This is a genomic window from Streptomyces sp. NBC_01485 (genome assembly GCF_036227125.1).
GTDB lineage: Bacteria > Actinomycetota > Actinomycetes > Streptomycetales > Streptomycetaceae > Streptomyces.
Genome location: NZ_CP109435.1, coordinates 7,608,677 through 7,632,034, shown reverse-complemented (window position 1 = coordinate 7,632,034; position 23,358 = coordinate 7,608,677). Strand labels below are relative to the sequence as shown.

Below are 23,358 nucleotides of genomic sequence, written 5' to 3'. Positions count from 1 at the left end.
CCCTACGACGAACGGCCGCCCCATCGCAGGCTGCCGGAGCACTGCGTGGTGCCCGCCGCCCGGAGGTCCCCGTGTCTCCCGTCGGCCGTGAACGGCCTTCTGACGACCGTTTCCTCGCCCTGGGCACAGGTGATCGGCCCGATCACCGGGGCAATGCGCGCGGCGGGGCACGAGCTCTGGTTGAGCGGCGGAGCCCCCCGGGAGCTCCTGTCCGGCCACGGGCCCGAGGCGGTACGCGATCTGGATCTGACGGGTACCGCGCCGGCGGGTCGTTTCGTGGAGCTGACCCGCCAGGCGCTGGAAGAGGACGGCGAGACGTACGAACTGCGGATCCCCGTGAGCCCCGACACCCTCGTCTGCTGTGTGCTCGGCGACGACCCGTCCGCACCCCTGGTCGAATACCGGGGCCTGGGCGTGGGCGACTTCGGATTCCCGGCCACCGGTACCGACCTCGTCGCGGACAGCCTGCAACGGGACTTCACGGTGAACAGCATCCTCTACGACGTCGAGCGCCACCTCGTCATCGACGCGAGCGAACGCGGCCTTGAGGACCTGGCGGTGCCGGGACGCGCGCTGGTGCCCGTCAACACGTCGTCCGATCCGCTGGTCCAGGCATCCGTGGCTGTGCGAGCCATGAAGTTCGTCGTGCGGTGGGAGGCGGACGGCCCGGTGGACACCGATGAGCTGCGCGCCTGGGCGCAGGGGCTTCCGGACGACCTGGCCTGCCGCGTCCGCGAGCGAGCCCCCCAGAACTGGAGCCGGCTGCGCACCCTGCACCGCGAGTGCCTGGACGGAGTGCCGACGGACCGGCAGACGGCCGTGGCGGGCATTCTGGGGCCGGGCGTGGAGAATCTGGTGCGGGCACTGCGGCAGGACGCGGAGTGAACGGCGCGGCGTCGACCCCGCACCGGCCCATCGCCCGCTGGGTAGCGCACGCCGAGGCCTCCGGCACCGGCGCACACCGCATCACGGGACCGGTGAACGACGGTGCCGAGCGGACCGACGCGCGGACGCTCCGCCTGTTCCGCGACGAGGCGTGGCGCAGGACGAGCGTGGTCGCGAGCCGGGACGGCATCCCGGCGGCCCGCGCACTGGCACTTCACCATCCGGTACGCGACACGACCTACATCGAGCTGGACGACCAGGGCAGGCCCCTGCGGGTGAGCCGGGAGGGTGCGGAACTGGTGGCCCGGATGGAGACGGAGTGGGATGCCCCGTCCGCGGATCCGGACGTCCTCGGCACGCTGGCCGAGGAGAGCCCGGACCTCAGGTACTTTCTGCTGCACCGGCTCGACGCCGAGACCGACCCGTCCCCGGTTCTCTTTCACGCGCTTCCCTGGGCCGCGCTGGACACGGTCGCGGACAACGTCCTGACCATGCTCGGCGGGGCGTCGTCCGTCGAGCCCCCCGGCCACGAACTGCGCCACTGGTTCACCCCCGCGGTGACCCGGGTGGCCGGCCCTCTCGCGGTACTGGAGCGCGGAATGCGGGAGCGCCGCGACGCGGCCGTCCTGCGTCATGAGGCCGCCTCCCTGATGACGGGTCTGCTGACGGCCCGTGTGGATCGGATCCCCAGCCGATCCGCCCACCGGCTCGGTCGGCTGGCGGATCGGCTGAGAGGACAGGACGCGCTGCTGGAGCACACCGCCCGCCTGGTCGCCGCCCGTCTGCGCCCCGACGCGACGGCCGACCGGCCGACCTCTCTGACACTGCGGCTGGAGCCGGTACTGCCGGCCGCTGCCCGTACAGCCGGGACCTCCCACAGACGAAGCGTCCGGGACGGTCTCTTCGAGGCAGAGGTGCAGCAGACGTCCGGAGGCCGGCTGAAGGTGACGTTGACACTGCCGGCTTCCTCGGGTGCGGCCGCGGGCGCCTGGGCCGCACCGGACGGTCTCGTCGTACCGCTCGTCCTCCATCCGGCGGACTCGAAACCGCGTAGGTTCTGGGTCGCCTTGCGTGGTACGGGGGAGTCCTGGCAAGGGAGCCTGGCCCTGTTCACTCCGCGCGGACGGTTCCAGTTGGCGGCTGACGAGCCAGCCGTGCCGTTCGCGGCTCTGCGGTACGTCCCCGCAGTGGAGTTGGTGCCTTCGCTGCGTGCTTCCTCCGTGGCGACGCTGCGCCTGTGGAAGCAGGCATCGGCGGCTCTCCCGCCCGATCACGCCGTCGCCGTGGCCCTGAGGCTCTACGGGGAGGAGCGCGGTCGCTGACTTCATCCCGGCCGTGGTCGAGAACCGACGCCATGAGGGCCGTCCGCGGTGACCGACGACAAGGAGGCACGCAGTGGCAGAGAGCTCTGAGGCAGATGCCCGGGCCCGGCGGGCGGCGATCGGCGATGAACTCCGCAGACTCGAAGAAAGCGCCATGTACACGGCACAGATGCAGTTCGAGACGGCGAAGCACTGGCGCGGAGTGCACCTGATGATGGGGATTCCCACCAGCCTGCTGGCCGCCATCGCGGGCACGACCGCGCTGGTGGAGTCGACGGGACGCATCGCCGCCGGGGTGCTCGCGCTCGTCTCGGCCGGCCTCGGCACCATCATGACGACGGTCAACCCGCCTCAGCGAATGACCCATGCGACGACCTGTGCGAACGCCTACCTCGAGGTACAGACAGCTGCCCGCCAGACCCGCGCCGTGGATCTCCCGTCGATGCCGCTCGACGAAGCCCGGGCTGTTCTGGCGGAGTTGACCACGCGCCGCGACGAACAGAACAGGGCCTCGGACCCGCCGGGCCGACGCGCGTACCAGCGTGCCCAGGCCAATATCAGACGAGGGGGTCAGACATACGCGGTGGATGACGAACCCGTGACACGCCGTGGTGCGGCGGATCCTGGCACAGCCTCCTGACCGTCGCCGGCATGGATCGGAAGGCCACCGTGCTCTCCGCGCGAGCGGACACACCAGGGACTCGACCCGGCTGAATGGCAGCAGGCCACCGAGGGACCTGCCCTACCCCGGGCACCTGTCCCTCGGCGAACGAGCATGGCCGGCAGGCCACACTCGCCCTTGCCGTGCGCTTCCCCGTCCGCACCGGTCTGTGCGTCGTCTTCAGGCGGCGGCGCTGGTTCCGGTGCCGGTCGCCGGGGGCTCGGGAGGGTGGGGGTAGGCGGCTGAGCGGTGTTGGAAGGAGAGGATCTTGGGGTTCTGGACGGTGCCGTCGCGGATCTCGATGGCCTTTCTGACCGTGACGTCGGAGTCCCAGGACTTGGGGCCGCTCATGACCTTGCGCAGGTAGGGAAGGAGCGCCTCGCTGATTTCCCAGGTGGCGGAGTTCCACAGGTGGGACGGGCTGTGGTCCACCGCGTAGTAGTGGCAGCCCGGCCCGACCGTGGACATCGGGTCGCCGAAGCCGCTCGGGCGGGCCCAGGCGAAGCCCATGCCCTCGTCGCAGGCGACGTCGATGAAGAAGGTGCCGGGCCGGAAGAGGGCGAGTTCCTCGTCGGTGACGAACATGAGCGGCGCGTCGGTGTCCTGAAGGACGCAGTTGACGATGATGTCGAACCCGGCCAGGTACTCCGCCAGCGGCACGGGACCGGCCGCGGTGACGGCCCGCAGCTTCGACGGATCGTCTTCCTGCTCCTCGAAGTGGCCCATCACGACCGAGGGCATCGGCGAGGCCACGGCCGCCGCCGCGCGCTGGGTGAGGACCGTGACGTCGGAGACCCCCATGGCGCCCAGGCCCGTGACCGCTCCGCGCGCCGTGGCGCCGAAGCTGATGACGACCGCGCGCAGCCGGCGCCCGTAGCTGCCGGTCAGTCCGCCGAGCTGGAGGGCGTGCAGCACCGAGCAGTAGCCGGCGAGCTCGTTGTTCTTGTGGAACACATGGACGCTGAAGGCGCCCGTGGAGGTCCAGTGGTTCATGGCCTCCCAGGCGATCAGGGTCAGCCGCCGGTCGATGGCGATCTGCGTCATCTTCTCGTCCTGCACGCAGTGCGGCCACCCCCACAGCACCTGGCCCTCGCGCAGCTCGGCGATGTCTTCGTGCATCGGCTTGGGCAGCAGCAGGACGTCGCACTCGGCGACGAGGCTCTCGCGGGAGCGCAGGCCGGCCACGAGGGGGCGCAGCGCGCCGTCGGCGACGCCGAAGCGTTGGCCGTAGCCCTGTTCGAGGAAGATCCTCGCGCGGACGTCCGGGGCGATCCGGTCGAGGTGGCGGGGGTGCAGCGGCAGGCGGAACTCATTCTCCTTGTGAGAGGAGGCAAGCACTCCGAGACTCATCAGACTCATGTGGGGCGGCTCATTTCCGACCGGACGCGATGCGCTCCGGCATTGCCGTTCCCCGAGGGCGACGCCGAAACGGAGACGGCGTGCGAGGTGCGCTCGGTACTGCCACCGTACTCCCGTCCCGGCGGCTCCCGTGAGCTCAGAGGCCTGGAGCCGTTCCTGGTGGGCCGGTGCGTGGGCCGGCTCGGTGGGCCGGTGCGGAGGGCTGCGGGACCATCACCGATACTTGAACTATCAATGTAATTCGCATGCCGTTCGGGCGGGCGAAAGGCCGCGCAAGGCGTACGACCGCGCAGCGCGCCACCGCGCAACAGAAAGGCTTCCGTGCCGATGAAACTCGACATGTTCAGCGAGATCCAGGACCCGAGGCCGTGGTCCCCGGACCACGAGCACACGCGCATCACGGAGGCGCTGGAGCAGGCCAGGCTCGCCGACGAACTCGGCTACGGCTGCTGGTGGCAGGTCGAGCACCACGGCGCCGAGGAGCACAGCCTCTCCTCCGCGCCCGAGCTCTTCCTCGCCGCCCTCTCCCAGCAGACCCGGCGGATACGGCTCGGCCACGCCGCCGTCCTCGCCCCCACCGCCATCAACCACCCCATCCGCGTGGCCGAACGGGCCGCCATGCTCGACCACCTGAGCAACGGCCGGGTCGAGATGGGCCTGACCCGGTCGACGGCGCCCGAGTGGCGGCTGTTCGGCATCGACCCGGCGACGGTCCGCGACCAGGTCGCCGACACCTTCCGTCAGGTGCCGCGGATGTGGGCCGGGGACACCACCGTCACCGGCGGCGTGCCGGTGCTGCCCGCGCCCTACCAGCGTCCGCACCCGCCGCTGTGGCAGGCGGCCTCCACCCCCGCCTCGTTCGAGGAGGCCGGGCGGCGCGGGGTCGGGGTGCTCGGCACCACGCTGTGGGAATCGCTCGACCGGGTTCAGCGGCTGGTCGAGCTGTACCGGACGGCGGCCGCCGACTGCCGGGAACCGGTCGGCGCGTTCGTCAACGACCAGGTCGCCTTCTTCACCTTCGTGCACTGCGCCGAGACCGACGAACAGGCCATGCGCGACGGCGCGGCGGCCGCGGCCGCCTGGTACACCGCACGTGCGCTGATCTTCTTCGAGGCCGCCGAGGCGTTCGTCGAGAACATGGCCCGCGAGCAGGAACTCGTCAGCGCCCCGGGCGGTGGTGGCCTGGCCGGCGCCTTCCTGCGCGCCGAGGCCGCGGCGTCCGGCGGCCCGAACCGCGCCCAACTGGCCATCGGCCGCATCCTCCAGGGCGAGACCGTCCCCGACGACGAGCTGTTCGAGGCCCTCAGCGAACAGGACTCCCTGATCGTCGGCAGCCCCGAAACCTGCCGCAAGAAGCTCCGCGCCTACGCCGACCTGGGCATCGACCGCCTCATGTGCTTCCAGCAGGTGGGCGCCCTGCCCCACGAGAGCGTGCTGCGCAGCATCCGGCTGATCGGGGACCTGATCCCGGAGTTCGACATCCAGGACGCATAGGACGCGTGGAAGACGCGTGGAATGCGTGGGCCCATGGACGGCGACCTGCTGTCAGGACCGGGGGCTCACAGCGTTCCCTTGTGGGTGCGGTGTCGGAGGTGGGGCCGTCTGCGCGAGCGTGATCTGCGGGGGGCCGTCGGGTCCGGTCCCTCGATCGGTGTCCCGGAGCGGCCGTAGTGGAAGGCGGCGATGCGTTCGCCGTGCTGCGTGTTGAGCCGGTGAATGAGGAACACCCCGAGCGCGATCATCGCCAGGATCACGATCACGGTCACGAACGTCACCATCGTCCTCACCTTCCCGTCGGCTGGTACGGCTGGTACGGCTGATACGGCGGCGCGGCGGCGACGGCCGGGATGTGCGAAATGTCCTCCGTACTTCGAGGCTACTCCCCCGGGCCTGCGCGTAACGGCGGCCCCGTTCTCCCGGCCGGGAGCCCGGGGCCCCTGTGGTAACTTGCCGAAGCCAGTCGTACCCATGTGCGTATTTGTACGTGCATGAGCCAGGGAATCCGGTGCGAATCCGGAGCTGACGCGCAGCGGTAAGGGCGACGGGCGGGGCACTGGCCACTGGAGCGCGATCGCGGTCCGGGAAGGCGCCTCGTCCGGTTGACCCCGAGTCCGAAGACCTGCTGGCGGCCTCCGATGCCGTAAGACGGCCGGGGGAGCACCGTACGACCGGGCTTCGCGCAAGGGCCCTCGACACCGAAGGAAGTTCCGTGCCGCTCGCACGCCCCGTCCGCCCTGTTCGTCCTGCCGTGCTGTTCCTGGCCGGCGGCCTGTTGCTGACCGGCTGCGGTGGCTCCACCGCCGCATCCGGCTCGTCCGACTCGCCCAACTCGTCCGGCTCATCCGCCTCTTCGGGCAAGGGCTCGGCGTCGGGGGGCTCCGGCGGCTATCCGGTCACGCTCGACAACTGCGGGCAGAAGGTCCGCGTCGACGGGCCTCCGAAGCGGGCGGTCTCGCTCAACCAGGGCACGACCGAGATCATGCTCTCCCTCGGGCTGGCCGACCGTATGGCGGGCACCGCCACCTGGACCGACCCGGTGGCGAAGGGGCTGGAGAAGGCCAATGCGAAGGTGACGCGGCTGGCCGACAAGGCCCCCTCCTTCGAGAAGGTCCTGGACGCCGAACCCGACTTCGTCGCCTCCTCGTTCGCCTCCACCCTCGGCAAGGGCGGCGTCGCCACCCGCGAGCAGTTCGAGAAGCTCGGCGTGCCCACCTACCTCTCCCCCTCCGACTGCGTAGGCAAGGACAACACCGGCGACGGCGACGGCTCGCGCACCGAGCCGCTCACCATGGACGCGGTCTACGGCGAAGTCACCGACCTGGCCAGGGTCTTCGGCGTCGAGGAGCGCGGCACGAAGCTCGTCGCCGACCTGAAGGCCCGGGTGGACAAGGCCGTCTCGGGGCTCGACGCCCAGGACATCACCCTCATGTACTGGTTCGCCAACTCCCAGTCCCCGTATCTGGCGGGCTGCTGCGGCGCCCCCGGCATCATCACCCGCGAGCTCGGCGCGAAGAACGCCTTCGAGGACAGCCACGACGAGTGGCCCCAGGTCAACTGGGAGACCGTCGCCGACCGCGACCCCGACGTCCTGGTCATCGGCGACCTGAGCCGTAAGCAGGAGACGGCCGAGACCGCCGCGAAGAAGATCGAGTTCCTGGAGTCCGACCCGGTCACGAAGAACATGACGGCGGTGAAGAAGAAGCGGTACGTGCTGCTGTCCGGGCAGGCCATGAACCCGACCGTCCGGACCGTCGAGGGCGTGGAGAAAGTGGCGGCGGCGCTGCGCGCGTACGGCCTCGGGGGATGACCGACGCCCTGCCGGCGACGACCCCGACGGCAACCCCGTCAGCTAGCCCGGCGGCGGTGCGCGGGCTGCGTCGCGCGCTGCTGTGGGCGGCGGGACTCGCGCTGCTGGTCCTCTCCGTCGCCGTGGCGATCACCATCGGCCCGGCCGACATCGCCGTCGGTGACGTGTGGGCGTCGGTGGCCGCCCATCTCGGCTGGGGGCAGGCGGAGTTGACGCCGATCCGGGACGGGATCGTATGGAATCTGCGGCTGCCGCGCACGCTGCTGGCCGCCGTGTGCGGGGCCGGGCTCGCCGTGTGCGGCGCGGTGATGCAGTCGCTGCTGCGCAATCCGCTCGCCGACCCCTTCGTCCTCGGCGTCTCCTCCGGGGCCTCGACCGGCGCGGTCCTGGTCGTCGTGCTCGGCGTGGGCGGCGGTGTCCTGTCGCTCTCCGGGGGCGCGTTCCTGGGCGCGGCGCTCTCCTTCGCGCTGGTGCTGCTGCTCAGCCACACCCTCGGCGGCACCACGGACCGGGTGGTGCTCGCCGGTGTGGCGGCCATGCAACTGTTCTCCGCGCTCACCTCGTTCGTCATCCTGACGGCCGCGGACGCGGAGACCACGCGCGGGGTGCTGTTCTGGCTGCTCGGCTCGCTCAGCGGGGCCGGCTGGAGCGAAGTCGGCGTGGGCCTCGCGGTCCTGGTGGGGACGCTGCTGGTGTGCGCCGGCCACGCGACGACACTGGACGCGTTCGCGTTCGGGCAGGACGCGGCCGCCTCGCTGGGCGTGCACGTGGCGCGCACCCGGCTGATCCTGCTGTGCGCCACCGCCCTGCTGACGGCCACCCTGGTCAGCTCGGCCGGGGCGATCGGCTTCGTCGGCCTCGTCCTCCCGCACGCCACCCGCGCGCTGACCGGCCCCGGGCACACCCGGCTGCTGCCGGCCACCGCGCTGGCCGGGGCGGTGTTCCTGGTCTGGGTGGACACCCTCGCCCGCACCGTCCTGGACCCGCAGGAGGTGCCGGTGGGCGTGGTGACGTCGCTGATCGGCGTCCCGGCGTTCGTCCTCGTGCTGTACCGGACCAGGAGTACGCGATGACCGACGCCGGCTTGTCTCACGACGGCACCGGGCTGCGCGCCGAGCGCGTCACCTACTCGGCCGGCGGCACGCTGATCCTGGACGGGGTCAGCATCACCCCGCGCCCCGGAACCGTCACCGGTCTGCTCGGTCCGAACGGCTCCGGCAAGTCCACGCTGCTGCGGCTGCTCGCCGGTGTCCTCGCCCCGGCCTCCGGCGCCGTCACGCTCGACGGCCGCCCGCTGGATCGGGTGGGGCGTCGCGCGGTCGCCCAGCGGGTCGCCGTCGTGGAGCAACAGGCCGACACCCAGGTCGCGTTGAGCGTCGTGGACGTCGTACGCCTCGGCCGTATCCCGCACCGCCGGGCCTGGAGCCCCGCCTCGGCCGAGGACGAGGCGGCCGTCCGCGCCGCACTGGCCCGCACCGGTCTGACCGACAAGGCAGACCGCCCCTGGCACACCCTCTCCGGCGGCGAACGCCAGCGGGTCCAGATCGCCCGCGCCCTCGCCCAGCAGCCACGGGAACTGCTGCTGGACGAACCCACCAACCACCTCGACATCCAGCACCAGCTCGGCCTGCTCACGCTGATCACCGAGCTGCGCCTCACCAGCGTCGTCGCGTTGCACGACCTGAACCTGGCCGCGATGTACTGCGACCGGCTCGTCGTCCTGCGGCAGGGCGGGGTGGTGGCCTGCGGCAGCCCGCGGGACGTCCTCACCGAGACCCTCATCGCCGACGTCTACGGCGTCCGCGCCACCGTCACCCGCACCGGCCCCGACGACCGCCCGCACATACGGTTCCTGGGCCCCCTCCCGTCCGGTCCGGAGCCGAGCGGTGAAGCCCGGCGGGGAGACTGAGTCGTGCGGGCCATCACCGCACCGTGACCGCACCAGGAGGAGTCAGCCCGTGACCAGTCGCGTCACCTTCGTCTCGCCGGCGATGAACTCGTCGCTGCGTCAGGCCCGTTTCGACGACGGGGGCTCGATCGACGCGGGCGGGGCGGTACGGGCCCGTGCCGTGGCCGGGACCCTGCCCGCGGCCGTGCGCGTCGTGACGTCGCCCAGTGTGCGCTGCCGGGAGACGGCGGCCGCGCTCGGTCTCGACGCGGTGGAGGCGACGGGGGCAACGGAAGCAAGAGAGTTGGCGGGGCTGGACGTGGGGCGGTGGCGGGGGCTGACCCTGGGCGAGGTCGGTGCCGATGAGCCGGAGGCGGTGGCCCGTTGGCTCGCCGATCCCGCGTCGGCGCCCCACGGCGGGGAGTCCGTCGAGGACTTGTGCGGGCGGGTGACCCGCTGGCTGGAGACGTCCCAGGACACGGGCGGCCGTACGCTCGCCGTCGTCGAGCCGGAGGTCGTGCGGGCCGTGGTGGTCCACGTGCTGGGGGCGCCCCCGGCGGCCTTCTGGCGGGTCGACGTGCCGCCGCTGACGGCCACCACGATCAGCGGGCGAAGCGGCCGCTGGAACCTGCGCCTCGGGGATCCGCTGGAGTCCGCCGAGCCGACGACCAGGTACTCCGACGGGTCATGACGCCGCGTCCCGGTGACGGGAGCCGTCGCTGAGCGGAGAAGCTGAGCGCAGAACACGAGAGGGCCCCGGACGGTTCCGTGGGCCCTCTTGTGGTGTGTCGGTGACGTCAGTGCGGGGCGGCCACCGCCGTGCCTGCGGACAGCGTGGCGGGCTTCGGGTGCAGCAGCCTCTCGGCCAGTTCGCCGAAGACGAGTCCGAAGCCTGCCCACAGCGTGATCTGCATCGCGAGGGCGGAGAGCCGGAACCGCCACAGCAGGGTGGCCGGGAAGTCCCCCGGCACCTCGTTGACGACGGGCAGGAACTCGTACGCCAGCCCGATGACGAGGACGAAGCCGAGGACGGCGACGACGGTGGCGTGCCAGTTGCCCAGCTTCGGCGCGAGCCGCTTGCCCACGATCACCGCGGCGACCGCGAGGAGCACGCTGAGCACCATCATCAGGAAGTACAGGGTGGTGCGCTTGCCGATGGTGTCCGGGTCGCCCACGGACGGCGGGTTGGCCGGGTACTTGAGGAACGGCACGACGTACACGGCGAGCAGGGCGGCGCCCGACAGCAGCAGCGCCGTGGCCCGGGGGCCGAAGCGGCCGACGCGGCCGAGGGCGAAGCAGTAGGCGAGGGCCGCGATGCCGCCGAAGGCGACGCCGTAGATCAGTACGCCGGTGGCGAGCCCGGCGGTGGACTGCAGGCTGCGGGAGACGAGTTCGACCTCGTGCTCGTGGGCGGGGGCGTGGGACTCCTCGAAGCCGATGGCGCTGTCGACGTTCGGTTCACCGAGGAAGTAGGCGACGATCAGGGCGAGCACGCCGGCGCCGAGGCCGGCGAGCATGCCCCGCACGAGCAGGTTTCTTACCGTTGCGGAGTTCACGGGTGTGCTGGTTTCCCCTCGGGTCAGTGGCAGGGGAAGCCGAGGAGGTGGCGGGCGTCGTGGACCCACTCGTGGACGTCCTCGCCGGAGACGACGGAGGTCGCGCCCTGCTCGGCGCCGACGAAGTACAGCAGGACCAGCATCAGGATGCCGAAGAAGACCGCCCACGGGGCGATGTCCTTCAACGGGAGCTTCGCGGGGATGACAGGGGTGTTGACGGTCGGCTGGGCGACGTGCTGAGCCATGGCAGGGCCTCCTCTGGGAGTTCGCGTCCCATCTCGGTGGTGCAGAGGACGACGCTCCCGGGTCTGACTAGCGGTGCGCCCCGTCCAGCGGGGGCGGACCGACCACAGTGGCGCGACCGTGCCGGATTCTCACCGGCTTCCGTGATGCCGTCGTCGATAACAGAGCGACGGTACCCTGTGTCGGGTTCATGGCCAATAGCGCACCACCTGGCGTGATCTCGATCGCCCCCGCCGGGTGGCCCGTATCACCGCCGGTACGACACCCGGTTCAGTGGACGGAGTTGGCGTCCTGCGCGGGTTCGGCGAGTTCCGCGGGCTCCGCGTCCCGGTCGGCCTCCCTCTCCGTCTGCGCCTGTGCCTGCGCCGGCTCCGTCTGCCGGTCCTGGCCGGTGGACCGGCGGCGGCCGGGCAGGACCAGCAGGACGAGCACGGTTCCGGCGGCCATGATGACGCCGCCGACGAGGCTCGTGTGGGCGATGGCGTGGGCGAAGGACTCGTGGACCGCCGCGACCAGGGTCCGGGCCTGCTGCGGTCCGCCGTCGGGGCTCTTCGCGACCTGCTCGGCGACCGCGATGCCGCCGCCCACCGAGTCCCTGGCGACGTCCATCGCGGCGGCCGGGAGGTGGCCGCCGGCCAGGTCGGTCAGCTTGTCCTTGTAGGACGTGGCGAGCAGCGAGCCGAGGACGGCGATGCCGAGGGAGGCGCCGAGTTCCAGCGCGGTGTCGTTGGCGCCGCCGCCGACGCCCAGCTCCGACTCGGGGAAGGAGCCCATGACGGTGTCGGTGGCCGGGGACACACTCAGGCCGATCGCGAAGCCGAGCAGCAGCAGCGGCGCCAGGAAGTCGGTGTACGTCGAGCCCGACTCGATCCGCGTGAGCAGCAGGACGCCCGCCGTGCCGATCGCCATGCCGGTGCCGACCACGCGCTTCACACCCAGCTTGGGCGCCAGCCGCCCGGTGACGGCGGACCCGGCGAAGACGGCTCCGGCCAGCGGCAGCAGCCGTACGCCGGTCTCCAGCGCGTTGTAGCCGAGGACGAACTGCAGGAACTGCGTGGAGTAGTAGATCGAGCCGAAGGTGCCGAAGAAGAAGAACATCACCGCGAGCATGGAGCCGCTGAAGGGGCGCTCCCTGAACTTGCGCACGTCCAGCATGGGGTGGGGGTGGCGCAACTCCCAGGCGACGAAGGCCGGCAGGCCGACGGCGGCGAGCACGGCGGCGGCGACCGTTCCGGCGCCCCAGCCGAAGTGCGGGCCCTCGATGGTCGCGTAGACCAGGCTGCCGACGGTGACGATCGACAGCAGACCGCCGACGTAGTCGATGCCGCCCGCCGTCGTGGCCTTCGACGGCGGCACCAGGAACAGTGCGCCGACGACGCCGAGGAGCGCGACGGGGACGTTCATCAGGAAGGTCGAGCCCCACGCGTGGCTCTCCAGCAGCCAGCCGGCGGCCAGCGGACCGGCGGCGACGGCGAGTCCCGAGGTGGCGGTCCAGGCCGTGATGGCCTTGGCGCGTTCCGCCCTCGGGAAGATCGCCACGAGCAGGGACAGGGTGGCCGGCATGACGACGGCCGCGCCGACGCCCATGATCGCGCGGGCGACGACGACCAGGTCGGTCCCGTGCACGAGTCCGCCCGTCACCGAGCCGGCCGCGAAGATCAGCAGCCCCACGATCAGCGCTCCGCGGCGGCTGTACATGTCGCCGATCGAGCCCAGCACGAGCATCAGCGCCGCGTACGGGACGGTGTAGCCGTCGACGACCCACTGCAGGTCGCTGCTGGACAGTCCCAGGTCGGTCGTCATGTCCGGCGCCGCCACGATCAGCGACGTATTGGCCATGACCACGATCAGCAGGCTCAGACACAGCACCACCAGCGCCCACCAGCGCCGTGGATACGGCTCGGTCATCTTCTCGGCGGGCGTGCTGACGACGAGCGGCATCGGGGGCTCCTGAGGGGAAGCGGCACTGCGAACAGTTAATTGCCCAACGATGTGCAGGCTAATTTATTGCTCACTGGCGTGCAACTATCCCCTCAGAGCCCCCGGACCGGTCAGCCCTAGGCCGGGGCGGCCAGCCCTAGGCCGGGGCGGCCGGGGTGGCAGGGGCGTCCGGGGCGAGCAGTACGAAGTCGGCGTTCGACGGGTCGAGGCAGACGGCCAGGCGGCCGACGCCCTCCATGTCCGCCGGGCCCATCTGTACGCTGCCGCCGGTCTCGGCGACCTTGGCGACCGCGGCGTCGCAGTCGGTGACGGCGAATACCGGGTGCCAGTACGGCCGCCCGCCCGCCAGGGCGAGATCCTCCTTGCGCAGCTCCATCAGGCCGCCCTGCATCCGCTCCTCGGGCAGCCCGGCGGGCGTGATGAGGGTGTAGGTCCCCTCGCCGCCCGGCATCTCCATGTCGCCGAACCGCCAGTCGAAGACGCCGCCGTAGAACTCCTTGGCCGCCGCCGCGTCGCTCGTGTACAGCTCGGTCCAGGACAGCGAGCCCGGCTTGTCCGCCAGCTCGAAGCCCGCGTTCTTCCCCGGCTGCCAGACCGCGAACTGGCCGCCCTGCGGGTCGTCGAACTGTGCCATCCGACCCCAGTCGCCGAGGTCCCTCGTCGCCACCCGCACCGTGCCGCCCGCACGCTCGACGGCCTGGCTCGCGGCGTCCGCGTCGGCGACGGTGAAGTAGATCATCCAGGCCGAGCGCGCACCCTCCTCGGTGAGTTTGCCGAGCCCGGCGACGGTCTTGCCGTCCTTCTGGAACATCCCCCCTTCCATCTCCTCGCCTTCGCTCTCGCCCTCCATGGGTTCGTACTTCCAGCCCAGCACCGCGCCGTAGAAGGCCGCGGTGGACTTGAAGTCGGGGGCGCCGAGGTCGAGCCAGCAGGGGGTGCCGGGAGTGGTGTCAGTGGTGATCACGGCGATTCCCTTCGCAGATCCGGTCATTTCAGCCTGACACCCGGCACTGACAATCGCGCGTCGGCGCCCCTGGCGTCCGGCCCCGACGCCGAATCCGGCTACACCCTGGACCCGGGAGGCCACATCCCGTGGTCTCCCCGCTCACCCCCGCGCCGCTCCGCGCAGTTGCCGGCGGGCGGAGGCGAGCAGGGCGTCGAGGTCGTCCGCCGTGTGGACGCCGCCGAAGACGTAGTGGTCGGGGCGGGCCAGTACCGCGACACACGACTGCCGGCCCAACCAGGCGTCCAGGACGGGCTGTTCCTCGCGGTACTCGTCCGGGCCGACGCGCTCGACGGGCTCGACGCCGCCGACCAGCCGGACCAGGCGGATCGGGAAGCCGTCCGCCGACTCGTGTGCGCGCAGGGCGGATTCGACCGCGGCCGGGTCCGTGTCGTGCCGCAGGACCAGGCGGAAGGTGCTCCCGGTGAACTCGTCGAGCAGTCCGGTGGCGGACCGGGCGTCGGTCACTCTCGGCTGCGGCAGGAGGTCGCCGCACGCGGGGAACCCCTCGGGTGCGAGGAACCCCGCGTGCAGGCCGGGGATCAGGGACTGCCGGACCGTTCCCTCGGGCCACGCCGCCAGCTCCGCCAGCAGATCCACGTCCCGTTTGGCGGCCGTAGCGGCGTCGCGCTCGCAGATGACGTGCCCGAACTCCTTTGCCGTGAGCGTGACTTGGCGCACGTGCGGTTCACGCTCCCGCTGATACGTGTCGAGCAGCGAATCGTCGGCGCCGGCGCGCAGTCGCAGGGCGAGCTTCCACATCAGGTTGGACGCGTCGCGAATGCCCTGGCACATGCCCTGCGCGAGGAACGGCGGGGTCATGTGCGCCGCGTCGCCGAGGAAGAACAGCCGCCGCACGCGCCACTGCTTGAGGACCAGGGCGTGGAAGCGGTAGGTGGACGCCCGCCACAGGTCGTACTCCCCCGGCGTCAGCCAGCGCGACAGCAGGGCGCTGATGAAGTCCGGGTCGGTCACGTCCTCGGGCCGCTCGCCGGGGTTGATCATGAACTCCCAGCGGCGGTGGCTCCCCGGTCCCACGACGAAGGTGCTGGGCCGGGCCGGCTCGCAGTACTGGACGTTCGTCCGGGGCAGCCCGGCCCCCGCGCCGGGGCGCAGGCGCACGTCCACCACCAGCCACGGCTCGTCGAAGTCCAGGTCGTCCATCCTGAGCCCCAGCCGCTTGCGCGACGGGCTGCCGCCGCCGTCGCAGGCCAGCACGTACCGCGCGCGCACCGTGCGGGGGCGGCCCGCCGGGTCGGCCGCGTCGACGGCGTGCACGGTGGCGCCGTCCTCGTCGAGGCGCACGTCCGTCACCTCCGTGCCGAGGTGCACGTCGACGCCGTCCGCCCCTTCGAGACGCCGGCGCAGGGTGGTTTCCAGGTGGGGCTGGTCGAAGACGTAGTTGGGCGCCCAGCCGAGGAGGTGGGGCGGCGGCGCGGTGTCGATGCGCTTGATGACCTGCCCGTCGGCGTTGCGGTACTCGGAGGGCCGGTACGGCATGGTGTGGCCGGCGATCGCGTCGGCCAGCCCGAGGCCGGCGAAGACGCGCATCGCCTCGTGGTCGAACCCGGCGGCCCGGGGCCGCTTCTCGACCTCCGCGGCCCGGTCGAACGCCACGACCCGCAGCCCCAGGTCGTGCGCGAGGTTCACGGCCGTGGCCCCGACCGGACCCAGCCCCACGACCACCACGTCCGCGTCGAAGTCCGCGGCGCTCTCAGTGCCCTCCGCGTTCGCGGCGTTCGCGGTGTTGTCGGTGCTCTCGGTCACCTGTGGCCCCTTCCGACCCAACGGCATGCATTCGTCAAAACCAAGACAGTCAAGGGTCTTACAATATCTTGCGGCGCGACACGATCCGGACGAACCGGGTCCAACGGCTGGTGGGCCCCGGCCCCGGATGCCAGAGTCTGGGCCATGTCCATCGATATCGCCGCCCTTCGGGCCCACTTCCCCTCCCTCACGCACGGCCTCGCCTTCTTCGACGGGCCGGGCGGGACCCAGACCCCCACCCCCGTCGCCGAGGCCATCACCAGGACGCTCACCGGCCCCCTGTCCAACCGGGGGCTCGTCAGCCCGTCCGAGCGCAACGCCGAACAGGCCGTCGCCGGCTTCCGGGCCGCCTACGCCGACCTGCTCGGCGTGCCCTCGAGCGCCGTCGTGCACGGGCGCAGCGCCACCCAGCTCACCTACGACTTCTCACGGCACCTGGCCAAGGAGTGGCGGGTCGGCGACGAGATCGTCCTCAGCCGCCTGGATCACGACGCCAACGTACGGCCCTGGATACAGGCGGCCGAGCACACCGGGGTCACCGTCCGCTGGATAGAGATCGACGCCGGAACGACGGAACTCGACCTCGACTCCTACGAGCGGGCGCTGTCGCCCCGGACGCGGCTGGTCGCGCTGACGGCGGCGTCGAACGTGCTGGGCACCAAGCCGCCGCTGCGCCGCATCGCCGACCGGGCCCACGAGGCCGGCGCCCTGGTGTACGTGGACGGCGTGCACTACGCCGCGCACCACCTGGTGGACGTGCCCGCGCTGGGGGCGGACCTGTTCGTCTGCTCGCCGTACAAGTTCCTCGGACCGCACTGCGGTGTGCTCGCCGGGGCCCCCGACCTCCTCGAAGCCCTGCAACCGGACAAGCTGCTGCCGTCCACGAACACGGTCCCCGAGCGCTTCGAGTTCGGCACGCTGCCCTACGAGATCCTGGCGGGCGCCACCGCCGCCGTGGACTTCCTGGCCGCGATGGACACGACGGACAACACCCCGGAGGTGTCGCGCAGGGAGCGGCTGGCGCGGTCGCTGCGGTCGCTGCACGATCACGAGAACGCGCTGCGCGCCCGCGTCGAGGAGGGGCTGCGCGCCCTGGGCGACGCCGTCACCGTCCACTCGAAGGCGCCGGACCGCACCCCGACCGTGCTGATGACCCTTGAGGGCCGGGACGCGCGCGAGGCGCAGGCGCATCTGGCCGCCCGGGGGGTCGTGGCCCCGGCCGGGTCCTTCTACGCCTACGAGCCCTTCACCGCGCTGAAGCTCCACGACCCCGCCCTGCGGGTGGGACTCGCGCCCTACACCGACACCGAGGACGTCGACAGGCTCCTCGACGGCCTCGCCTCGTTCCTCTGACGTGCGCTTACCGACTTTCCCCAGCCCTTCCCCCGACTTTCTCCGTTCCCCAGACCTGTACTGTTCGTTTTCTTGAACCGTTCGTGTTTATGGAGTAGGTTCGGTGTCATGACAGCACCCCGTACACCGACCACCGCCGAGGAGCTGCGCGGTGTCGGCCTGCGGGTGACGGCCGCCCGCGTCGCGCTGCTCGAGACCGTCCGCGGTGGCGACCACCTCGGTGCCGAGGCGATCGCCACCGGGGTGCGCGACCGCGTGGGCCACATCTCCGTGCAAGCCGTGTACGAAGCGCTGCACGCGCTGACCACGGCAGGACTGGTGCGCCGTATCGAGCCGCCGGGCAGCCCGGCCCGGTTCGAGGGGCGCGTCGGGGACAACCACCACCATCTCGTGTGCCGCTCGTGCGGCGTCGTCGCCGACGTCGACTGCGCGGTCGGCCACGCCCCCTGCCTGACCGCCGCCGATGACCTCGGCTTCTCCATAGACGAGGCCGAGGTCATCTACTGGGGCCTGTGCCCCGTCTGTTCCACCGCCGCCAATAACTGAGCACCCGAGTACCCGCTGTACCGAGTACCGCAGTACCCGAGAACTGCGGTACGTGAGCATGTGATCCGACCAGCCCAGAAGGATTCCCCCATGACCGAGAACCATGATGCGATCGTGACCGACCCGAAGGCGGCGGAGGCAGGTGGCTGCCCGGTCGCGCACGGTCGCGCCGCGCACCCGACCCAGGGCGGCGGAAACCGCCAGTGGTGGCCGGAGCGGCTCAACCTGAAGATCCTCGCCAAGGACCCCGCCGTGGCGAACCCGCTCGGTGGGGACTTCGACTACGCCGAGGCGTTCAAGAACCTCGACCTCCCCGCCGTGAAACAGGACATCGCCGAGGTGCTGACCACCTCGCAGGACTGGTGGCCGGCCGACTTCGGCAACTACGGCCCGCTGATGGTCCGTATGGCCTGGCACAGCGCCGGCACCTACCGCATCAGCGACGGCCGCGGCGGTGGCGGGCGCGGGCAGCAGCGCTTCGCGCCGCTGAACAGCTGGCCGGACAACGGCAACCTCGACAAGGCCCGCCGTCTGCTGTGGCCGGTCAAGAAGAAGTACGGCCAGTCCATCTCCTGGGCCGACCTCATGATCCTCACGGGCAACGTCGCGCTGGAGCAGATGGGCTTCGAGACCTTCGGCTTCGGCGGCGGCCGCGCCGACGTCTGGGAGGCCGACGAGGACGTGTACTGGGGTCCCGAGAAGGTCTGGCTGGACGACCAGCGCTACACCGGCGACCGCGAGCTGGAGAACCCGCTCGGCGCCGTGCAGATGGGCCTCATCTACGTCAACCCGGAGGGCCCGAACGGCAACCCGGACCCGCTGGCCGCGGCCCGCGACATCCGTGAGACGTTCCGCCGCATGGCGATGAACGACGAGGAGACCGTCGCCCTCATCGCCGGTGGCCACACCTTCGGCAAGACCCACGGCGCGGGCCCGGCCGAGTCGGTCGGCGACGACCCCGAGGCCGCCTCCATGGAGGCGCAGGGCCTGGGCTGGAAGTCCACCTACGGCACCGGCAAGGGCGGCGACGCCATCACCTCCGGTCTCGAGGTCACCTGGACCACCAAGCCCACCCAGTGGAGCAACGACTTCTTCGACATCCTCTTCGGCTACGAGTGGGAGCTGACCCAGAGCCCCGCCGGCGCCAACCAGTGGGTGGCCAAGGACTCCGAGGCGATCATCCCCGACGCCCACAGCGACTCCAAGAAGCGCCCCACGATGCTCACCACCGACCTCTCGCTGCGCTTCGACCCGATCTACGGTGAGATCTCGCGCCGCTTCCACGAGAACCCGGCCGAGTTCGCGGACGCCTTCGCCCGCGCCTGGTACAAGCTGACCCACCGTGACCTGGGCCCGAAGTCCCTGTACCTCGGCGCGGAGGTCCCGGCGGAGACCCTGCTGTGGCAGGACCCGCTGCCCGCCGCCGAGGGCGAGGTCATCGGCGCCGCGGACATCGCGGCCCTCAAGGCCAAGCTTCTCGCCTCGGGGCTGACCGTCTCGCAGCTCGTGTCCACGGCGTGGGCGTCGGCGTCCTCCTTCCGCGGCAGCGACAAGCGCGGCGGCGCCAACGGCGCCCGTATCCGCCTCGAGCCGCAGCGCGGCTGGGAGGTCAACAACCCGGACGGGCTGGCGCAGGTGCTGCGCGTCCTGGAGGGCGTGCAGGCCGAGTTCAACTCCGGTGCGAAGAAGGTCTCCCTGGCCGACCTGATCGTCCTCGGTGGCGCCGCCGCCGTGGAGAAGGCCGCCAAGGACGCCGGTCACGCCGTGGAGGTCCCCTTCACGCCGGGCCGTGTGGACGCCTCGCAGGAGCAGACGGACGTCGAGTCGTTCGCCGCGCTCGAGCCGACCGCCGACGGGTTCCGCAACTACCAGGGCAAGGGCAACCGCCTGCCGGCCGAGTACCTGCTGCTCGACAAGGCGAACCTGCTCAACCTGAGCGCGCCCGAGCTGACGGTCCTCGTCGGCGGCCTGCGCGTGCTGGGCGCAGGCCACGACCAGTCCGCGCTCGGCGTCCTCACCGACGCGCCGGGCAAGCTGACGAACGACTTCTTCGTCAACCTGCTCGACCTGGGTACGGCGTGGTCGTCGACGTCCTCGGACCAGACCGTGTTCGAGGGCCGCGACGCCGCCACGGGCGAGGTCAAGTGGACCGGCACCCGTGCCGACCTGGTCTTCGGCTCGAACTCCGAGCTGCGCGCGCTCGCCGAGGTCTACGCGAGCGACGACGCGAAGGAGAAGTTCGTGAACGACTTCGTCGCGGCGTGGGCCAAGGTCTCCGACCTCGACCGGTTCGACCTGATCTGATCCCGGTCAGAACAAGAACAACTGGAAAACCAGAGAATCCAGGGCGTCCGGCCCGGCCCTCACGGGTCGAGCCGGGCGCCCTGGCGCGTTCCGGCGGTCACGGACGCCGCATCCGGTGAGTCCTAGACGCGTACGGCCAGTCGCGGCAGCCGGGGCGCCGTTCCCGGGATGATCAGGCGCCGGAGGCTCTCCGGGCCCTCGGCGAGGCACAGGCCGGGGTGGCGGTCCAGCAGGGTCGTCAGCGCGATCTCGCACTGGAGGCGGGAGAGGACCGCGCCGAGGCAGTAGTGGATGCCGTGGCCGAAGCCGATGTGCCCCTCGGAGCCGTCGTGCGGGCGGCGGGTGATGTCGAGGCGGTCGGGGTCGTCGTAGACGCGCGGATCGCGGTTCGCGGAGACCAGCACGAACTGCACGCAGTCGCCCTTGCGGATGGACGTGCCGCGGAAGTCGACGTCCTCGGCGGCCAGCCGCATGCGCACCATGATGTCGGGCCCGCACCAGCGGATGAACTCGTTGACGGCGCTGGGCATCAGGCCGGGGTCGGCCTGGAGCAGTTTCAGCTGGTCGGGGTGGGTGAGGAGGGCGGCGAGGCTGTTGACGACGAGCTGGGCGGTGTTGTCGTAACCGGCCATGACGACGTTGAGGACCATCGCCACGGCCTCCTCCTCCGTCAGCCGGTACCGGTCGTCGTCGCGGCCGGCGGCGAGGGCGCTCAGCACGTCGTCGGCGGGTTCCCGGCGGCGCTGGTCGAGCAGCCGCAGGACGGTGTCGACCACGGCCGGGGACGACTCCCGCAGCCGCTGGGGCTCCATGACCAGGATGTCGTCGCCCCAGCGCCGGAAGACGGCCCGGTCCTTCTCGGGGACCCCTGCGAGTTCGCAGACGACGGTGCTGGCCAGCGGGTAGGCGTAGCCGTCGACCAGTTCCAGGACGCCGTCGGCCGAGCGGCGGTGGAGGTCGTCGAGGATCTCCGCGGCGAGTTCCTCCACCCGGGGGCGCAGGGCCTGCGTACGGCGGGCGCTGAAGGCCCGGCCGACGGCTCCGCGCACCCGGGTGTGGTCCGGCGGGTCGGTGTCCAGGGCCGAGACGAGGAAGTACTTCTGGACCTCCTCCGGCAGGTTCAGCATGTCCACCAGGGTGCGGCGCGGGTCCTCCCCGGTGTCCCCCTCGATCGCGGCGGGGCTGCTGACGAAACGGCTGTCGCGCAGGCCGTCACGGACGTCGTCGTAGCGGGTGACCAGCCACACCGGCTGGGTCCCGGTCAGCCAGCCGCGCACCACGGGACCCTGTTCGCGGACCTTGCCGTAACCGGCGGCGGGGTCGGCCTTCAGGTCGTCGTCGAGGAGGTACAGCTCTCCGGGCGGGCGGGAGAGGAGGGGGGCGGTCGGGTTCGGCATGGGTCAACTCCCTTGTCATACAGGGTCGTTCAGTCAGGCAGGGTTGTTCGGTCGCGTAGGCGGGCCGCGATGTCCGCGACCAACTCCGCCTCGTGCGGGACCAGATAGAAGTGGTCGCCGGGGAACGAGCGCAGCGCGAAGCGGCCCGGTTCGGTGAGTTCCGCCCAGGCGCCGACGGACCGCGCCGGGCAACTGCCGTCGTCACGGCCCGTGTAGGCGGTCACGGGAGTGCGCAGCGGTACGGGACGCTCCGGGCGGTAGGCCTCGATGAGGCGGTAGTCGGCGCGCAGGGCGGGCATGAGGAGCTCCCTGAGTTCCGGGATCTCGTAGACCTCGGCCTGGTAGTCGCCGAGGCCCCGCACCGTGGCGAGCAGCGCCTCGTCGTCCCCGTCGCGGACGCCCGCCGGGCGTGCCCGGTGCGGGGCGGCGCGGCCGGAGACCAGCAGGTGCGCGGGGCGCAGTCCGCGCGCCTCCAGCCGCAGCGCCACCTCGTAGGCGACGGCGGAGCCCATGCTGTGGCCGAACAGGGTGAGCGGCAGGTCCGGGTACGGGGCGAGGACCTCGGTGACGAGGGCCTCGGTGACGGCGTCGGCCAGTTCCCCCATGTCCTCGACACAGGTCTCGGCCAGCCGGTCCTGACGGCCCGGGTAGCGCACGGCGAGGAGTTCGACGTCGTCGGGCAGATGCGCGGGCCAGCCGTGGAAGAGGTGGGCGGTGCCGCCGGCGTGCGGGAAGCACAGCAGCCGGCGGGCGGCCCGGGGCGCACGGCACCGGTGCACCCGGAACCACCGGTCCGCCGGGGCCCGCCGGGGCGCGGGAAGCGCGGCGGCGGTCGTGAGGGGGGTCGGTGCCATGGTCGGACGGTCCTCCTGAGTTAACGAAACGCGCTGAACTGGCGGGAGTTGAGGAGCGACAGGAAGTAAGGGAGCTTGTCCACGGCCCGTTTGGGGAGGTGGGCGGTCTGTACGGTGTCCCGGCGCAGATCGGTGACGACGAGCTTGAACACGCCGTCCTCCTCGACGAGTTCGGCCGCGTAGAGAGGGGTCTCCATCAGGGGGCCACCTCCGCCAGCCATGCGTCCCACGCGTGCGTGGAGTCGTCCGCCTCGGTCACCGGCTCGGTCACCGGCTCCGCGTCGGCACGCGGTGCGAAGAGGTGGTGGCCGAGCCACACCGGCCAGTTCCAGGCGCTGCCGTCGTAGAAGCGGTACAGGGCGTCGGCGGTGCGCAGGCCGAGGAAGTCGGCGTCGAGGAAGTCGACGACCGCTTCGACGGGGGCGCCGGGCCGGTCCGGCAGGGTCACCTTCACGGTGTCGCCCGCGCCGGCCGCCCCGGGCAGCCCGAGCCGGTCGCGGACGGCGGTGAGGCTGCCGGAGACCGCCGGATCGGGGCGGGTGGCCTTGACGTAGACGGCGCGGCGGCCGGCGAAGTGCCGCAGGTACTCGGCGAGGCTGTGCTGATAGAAGTCGATGTGCTTCTCGGCGGCGTCGGCCCGGGTCTCCCAGCCGTCGTCGATGACGCCCGTGTGGACCCAGTGGACGCCCATCGACAGCCGGGCGGATCCGTCGCCGTGCGCTGCGACGGTGTAGTCGAGGGTGTTGCTGAAGCCGCCCTGGTCGGCGCTCCGGCAGGCGAACCTGGAGGGCGGCTCCCACTCGACGACGGTGGCCTGGCCCCGCGACACCGCGCCGCCGACACGCGGCTCGATGTCCATCGGGTACAGCCAGCCGAGGTTGCCCTCGCCGGTCGCGACCGCGTGCCACACCTGCTCGGGTGTCGCGGGCAGCACCTGCTCACGGCGCACCCTGAACTCGCGGACCATACGGG

General features: G+C 71.7%; 22 protein-coding genes and 1 riboswitch. Of the genes, 11 read left to right on the top strand and 11 right to left on the bottom strand.

Annotated features, from left to right (window positions below):
* Positions 1-87: 87 nt before the first annotated feature.
* The 3 genes from OG352_RS33705 (at position 88) to OG352_RS33695 (ending at position 2,847) form a co-directional block, all read left to right on the top strand.
* Entirely contained in the window at positions 88-885 is a 798-nt protein-coding gene (locus OG352_RS33705; RefSeq protein WP_329222159.1) for a hypothetical protein, read from the top strand.
* A complete protein-coding gene (locus OG352_RS33700; RefSeq protein ID WP_329222157.1) occupies positions 882-2,207 on the top strand; it encodes a hypothetical protein in 1,326 nt (441 codons plus the stop codon). The genes OG352_RS33705 and OG352_RS33700 overlap by 4 nt, the downstream gene beginning before the upstream one ends.
* Before the next feature lie 73 nt (positions 2,208-2,280).
* A complete protein-coding gene (locus OG352_RS33695; RefSeq protein ID WP_329222156.1) occupies positions 2,281-2,847 on the top strand; it encodes an SLATT domain-containing protein in 567 nt (188 codons plus the stop codon).
* A 201-nt stretch (positions 2,848-3,048) separates the two neighbouring features.
* Here OG352_RS33695 and OG352_RS33690 read toward each other — a convergent pair whose 3' ends face one another.
* Entirely contained in the window at positions 3,049-4,227 is a 1,179-nt protein-coding gene (locus OG352_RS33690) for a N(5)-(carboxyethyl)ornithine synthase (RefSeq protein WP_329222155.1), read from the bottom strand.
* 327 nt (positions 4,228-4,554) lie between these two features.
* Between OG352_RS33690 and OG352_RS33685 the strand changes: the two genes are divergently transcribed.
* Complete coding sequence (locus tag OG352_RS33685) at positions 4,555-5,721, top strand: LLM class flavin-dependent oxidoreductase (RefSeq protein WP_329222154.1); 1,167 nt, start codon at positions 4,555-4,557, stop codon at positions 5,719-5,721.
* Between the two features lie 65 nt (positions 5,722-5,786).
* Here the strand turns inward: OG352_RS33685 and OG352_RS33680 are convergent, their stop codons facing one another.
* The gene (locus OG352_RS33680; RefSeq protein ID WP_329222153.1) at positions 5,787-6,005 is read right to left on the bottom strand and encodes a hypothetical protein; all 219 of its coding nucleotides are present in this window, start codon (positions 6,003-6,005) and stop codon (positions 5,787-5,789) included.
* 162 nt (positions 6,006-6,167) lie between these two features.
* A riboswitch (cobalamin riboswitch) is annotated at positions 6,168-6,368 on the top strand.
* Between the two features lie 68 nt (positions 6,369-6,436).
* Here OG352_RS33680 and OG352_RS33675 point away from each other — a divergent pair.
* From OG352_RS33675 to OG352_RS33660, 4 genes are read left to right on the top strand one after another with little or no spacing between them, the layout of a single operon-like run.
* On the top strand, positions 6,437-7,534 hold the full coding sequence (locus OG352_RS33675) for an ABC transporter substrate-binding protein (RefSeq protein ID WP_329222151.1): 1,098 nt from the start codon (positions 6,437-6,439) through the stop codon (positions 7,532-7,534).
* On the top strand, positions 7,531-8,607 hold the full coding sequence (locus OG352_RS33670; protein WP_329222149.1) for a FecCD family ABC transporter permease: 1,077 nt from the start codon (positions 7,531-7,533) through the stop codon (positions 8,605-8,607). The genes OG352_RS33675 and OG352_RS33670 overlap by 4 nt, the downstream gene beginning before the upstream one ends.
* Complete coding sequence (locus OG352_RS33665; protein WP_329222148.1) at positions 8,604-9,443, top strand: ABC transporter ATP-binding protein; 840 nt, start codon at positions 8,604-8,606, stop codon at positions 9,441-9,443. Before OG352_RS33670 ends, OG352_RS33665 begins: the two co-directional genes overlap by 4 nt.
* Positions 9,444-9,492: 49 nt before the next feature.
* Positions 9,493-10,113, top strand: a complete 621-nt coding sequence (locus OG352_RS33660) for a histidine phosphatase family protein (RefSeq protein WP_329222147.1) — start codon at positions 9,493-9,495, stop codon at positions 10,111-10,113.
* Between the two features lie 106 nt (positions 10,114-10,219).
* On the opposite strand, the gene OG352_RS33655 is transcribed toward OG352_RS33660, so the two are convergent.
* The 5 genes from OG352_RS33655 to OG352_RS33635 form a co-directional block, all read right to left on the bottom strand.
* Complete coding sequence (locus tag OG352_RS33655) at positions 10,220-10,978, bottom strand: CbtA family protein (protein WP_329222146.1); 759 nt, start codon at positions 10,976-10,978, stop codon at positions 10,220-10,222.
* Positions 10,979-11,001: 23 nt separating this feature from the next.
* Positions 11,002-11,223, bottom strand: a complete 222-nt coding sequence (locus OG352_RS33650) for a CbtB domain-containing protein (RefSeq protein ID WP_329222145.1) — start codon at positions 11,221-11,223, stop codon at positions 11,002-11,004.
* 268 nt (positions 11,224-11,491) lie between these two features.
* Positions 11,492-13,162, bottom strand: a complete 1,671-nt coding sequence (locus tag OG352_RS33645; RefSeq protein ID WP_329222144.1) for an MFS transporter — start codon at positions 13,160-13,162, stop codon at positions 11,492-11,494.
* A 136-nt stretch (positions 13,163-13,298) separates the two neighbouring features.
* A complete protein-coding gene (locus tag OG352_RS33640; RefSeq protein WP_329222142.1) occupies positions 13,299-14,126 on the bottom strand; it encodes a VOC family protein in 828 nt (275 codons plus the stop codon).
* Positions 14,127-14,267: 141 nt separating this feature from the next.
* On the bottom strand, positions 14,268-15,932 hold the full coding sequence (locus OG352_RS33635; RefSeq protein ID WP_329222140.1) for a bifunctional 3-(3-hydroxy-phenyl)propionate/3-hydroxycinnamic acid hydroxylase: 1,665 nt from the start codon (positions 15,930-15,932) through the stop codon (positions 14,268-14,270).
* Between the two features lie 144 nt (positions 15,933-16,076).
* Between OG352_RS33635 and OG352_RS33630 the strand changes: the two genes are divergently transcribed.
* From OG352_RS33630 to katG, 3 genes are all read left to right on the top strand, one after another.
* Positions 16,077-17,285 carry a cysteine desulfurase-like protein gene (locus tag OG352_RS33630; protein ID WP_329222139.1) on the top strand — a complete coding sequence of 403 codons (1,209 nt, stop codon included), beginning with the start codon at positions 16,077-16,079 and terminating at the stop codon, positions 17,283-17,285.
* A 108-nt stretch (positions 17,286-17,393) separates the two neighbouring features.
* The gene (locus tag OG352_RS33625; protein WP_329222138.1) at positions 17,394-17,831 is read left to right on the top strand and encodes a Fur family transcriptional regulator; all 438 of its coding nucleotides are present in this window, start codon (positions 17,394-17,396) and stop codon (positions 17,829-17,831) included.
* Positions 17,832-17,921: 90 nt separating this feature from the next.
* Positions 17,922-20,135, top strand: a complete 2,214-nt coding sequence (gene katG, locus OG352_RS33620; protein WP_329222137.1) for a catalase/peroxidase HPI — start codon at positions 17,922-17,924, stop codon at positions 20,133-20,135.
* Positions 20,136-20,257: 122 nt separating this feature from the next.
* Here the strand turns inward: katG and OG352_RS33615 are convergent, their stop codons facing one another.
* Genes OG352_RS33615 through OG352_RS33600 form a run of 4 tightly spaced genes read right to left on the bottom strand, consistent with a single transcriptional unit; the run spans position 20,258 to position 23,353 of the window.
* A complete protein-coding gene (locus tag OG352_RS33615; protein WP_329222135.1) occupies positions 20,258-21,532 on the bottom strand; it encodes a cytochrome P450 family protein in 1,275 nt (424 codons plus the stop codon).
* Between the two features lie 29 nt (positions 21,533-21,561).
* Positions 21,562-22,386: a thioesterase II family protein gene (locus OG352_RS33610; RefSeq protein ID WP_329222133.1), complete on the bottom strand. Its 825-nt coding sequence runs from the start codon at positions 22,384-22,386 to the stop codon at positions 21,562-21,564.
* 20 nt (positions 22,387-22,406) lie between these two features.
* Entirely contained in the window at positions 22,407-22,583 is a 177-nt protein-coding gene (locus OG352_RS33605; protein WP_177244747.1) for a hypothetical protein, read from the bottom strand.
* Positions 22,583-23,353, bottom strand: a complete 771-nt coding sequence (locus OG352_RS33600; protein WP_329222131.1) for an SRPBCC family protein — start codon at positions 23,351-23,353, stop codon at positions 22,583-22,585. Before OG352_RS33600 ends, OG352_RS33605 begins: the two co-directional genes overlap by 1 nt.
* Positions 23,354-23,358 lie beyond the last annotated feature (5 nt).

Excerpts from the sequence above, each read along its gene's own strand:
- OG352_RS33690 (WP_329222155.1), bottom strand. The coding sequence starts at position 4,227 with ATGAGTCTGATGAGTCTCGGAGTGCTTGCCTCCTCTCACAAGGAGAAT.
- OG352_RS33680 (WP_329222153.1), bottom strand. The coding sequence starts at position 6,005 with ATGGTGACGTTCGTGACCGTGATCGTGATCCTGGCGATGATCGCGCTC.
- OG352_RS33615 (WP_329222135.1), bottom strand. The coding sequence starts at position 21,532 with ATGCCGAACCCGACCGCCCCCCTCCTCTCCCGCCCGCCCGGAGAGCTG.
- katG (WP_329222137.1), top strand. The coding sequence starts at position 17,922 with ATGACCGAGAACCATGATGCGATCGTGACCGACCCGAAGGCGGCGGAG.
- OG352_RS33630 (WP_329222139.1), top strand. The coding sequence starts at position 16,077 with ATGTCCATCGATATCGCCGCCCTTCGGGCCCACTTCCCCTCCCTCACG.
- OG352_RS33665 (WP_329222148.1), top strand. The coding sequence starts at position 8,604 with ATGACCGACGCCGGCTTGTCTCACGACGGCACCGGGCTGCGCGCCGAG.
- OG352_RS33645 (WP_329222144.1), bottom strand. The coding sequence starts at position 13,162 with ATGCCGCTCGTCGTCAGCACGCCCGCCGAGAAGATGACCGAGCCGTAT.
- OG352_RS33610 (WP_329222133.1), bottom strand. The coding sequence starts at position 22,386 with ATGGCACCGACCCCCCTCACGACCGCCGCCGCGCTTCCCGCGCCCCGG.
- OG352_RS33650 (WP_329222145.1), bottom strand. The coding sequence starts at position 11,223 with ATGGCTCAGCACGTCGCCCAGCCGACCGTCAACACCCCTGTCATCCCC.
- OG352_RS33605 (WP_177244747.1), bottom strand. The coding sequence starts at position 22,583 with ATGGAGACCCCTCTCTACGCGGCCGAACTCGTCGAGGAGGACGGCGTG.
- OG352_RS33600 (WP_329222131.1), bottom strand. The coding sequence starts at position 23,353 with ATGGTCCGCGAGTTCAGGGTGCGCCGTGAGCAGGTGCTGCCCGCGACA.
- OG352_RS33685 (WP_329222154.1), top strand. The coding sequence starts at position 4,555 with ATGAAACTCGACATGTTCAGCGAGATCCAGGACCCGAGGCCGTGGTCC.
- OG352_RS33625 (WP_329222138.1), top strand. The coding sequence starts at position 17,394 with ATGACAGCACCCCGTACACCGACCACCGCCGAGGAGCTGCGCGGTGTC.
- OG352_RS33670 (WP_329222149.1), top strand. The coding sequence starts at position 7,531 with ATGACCGACGCCCTGCCGGCGACGACCCCGACGGCAACCCCGTCAGCT.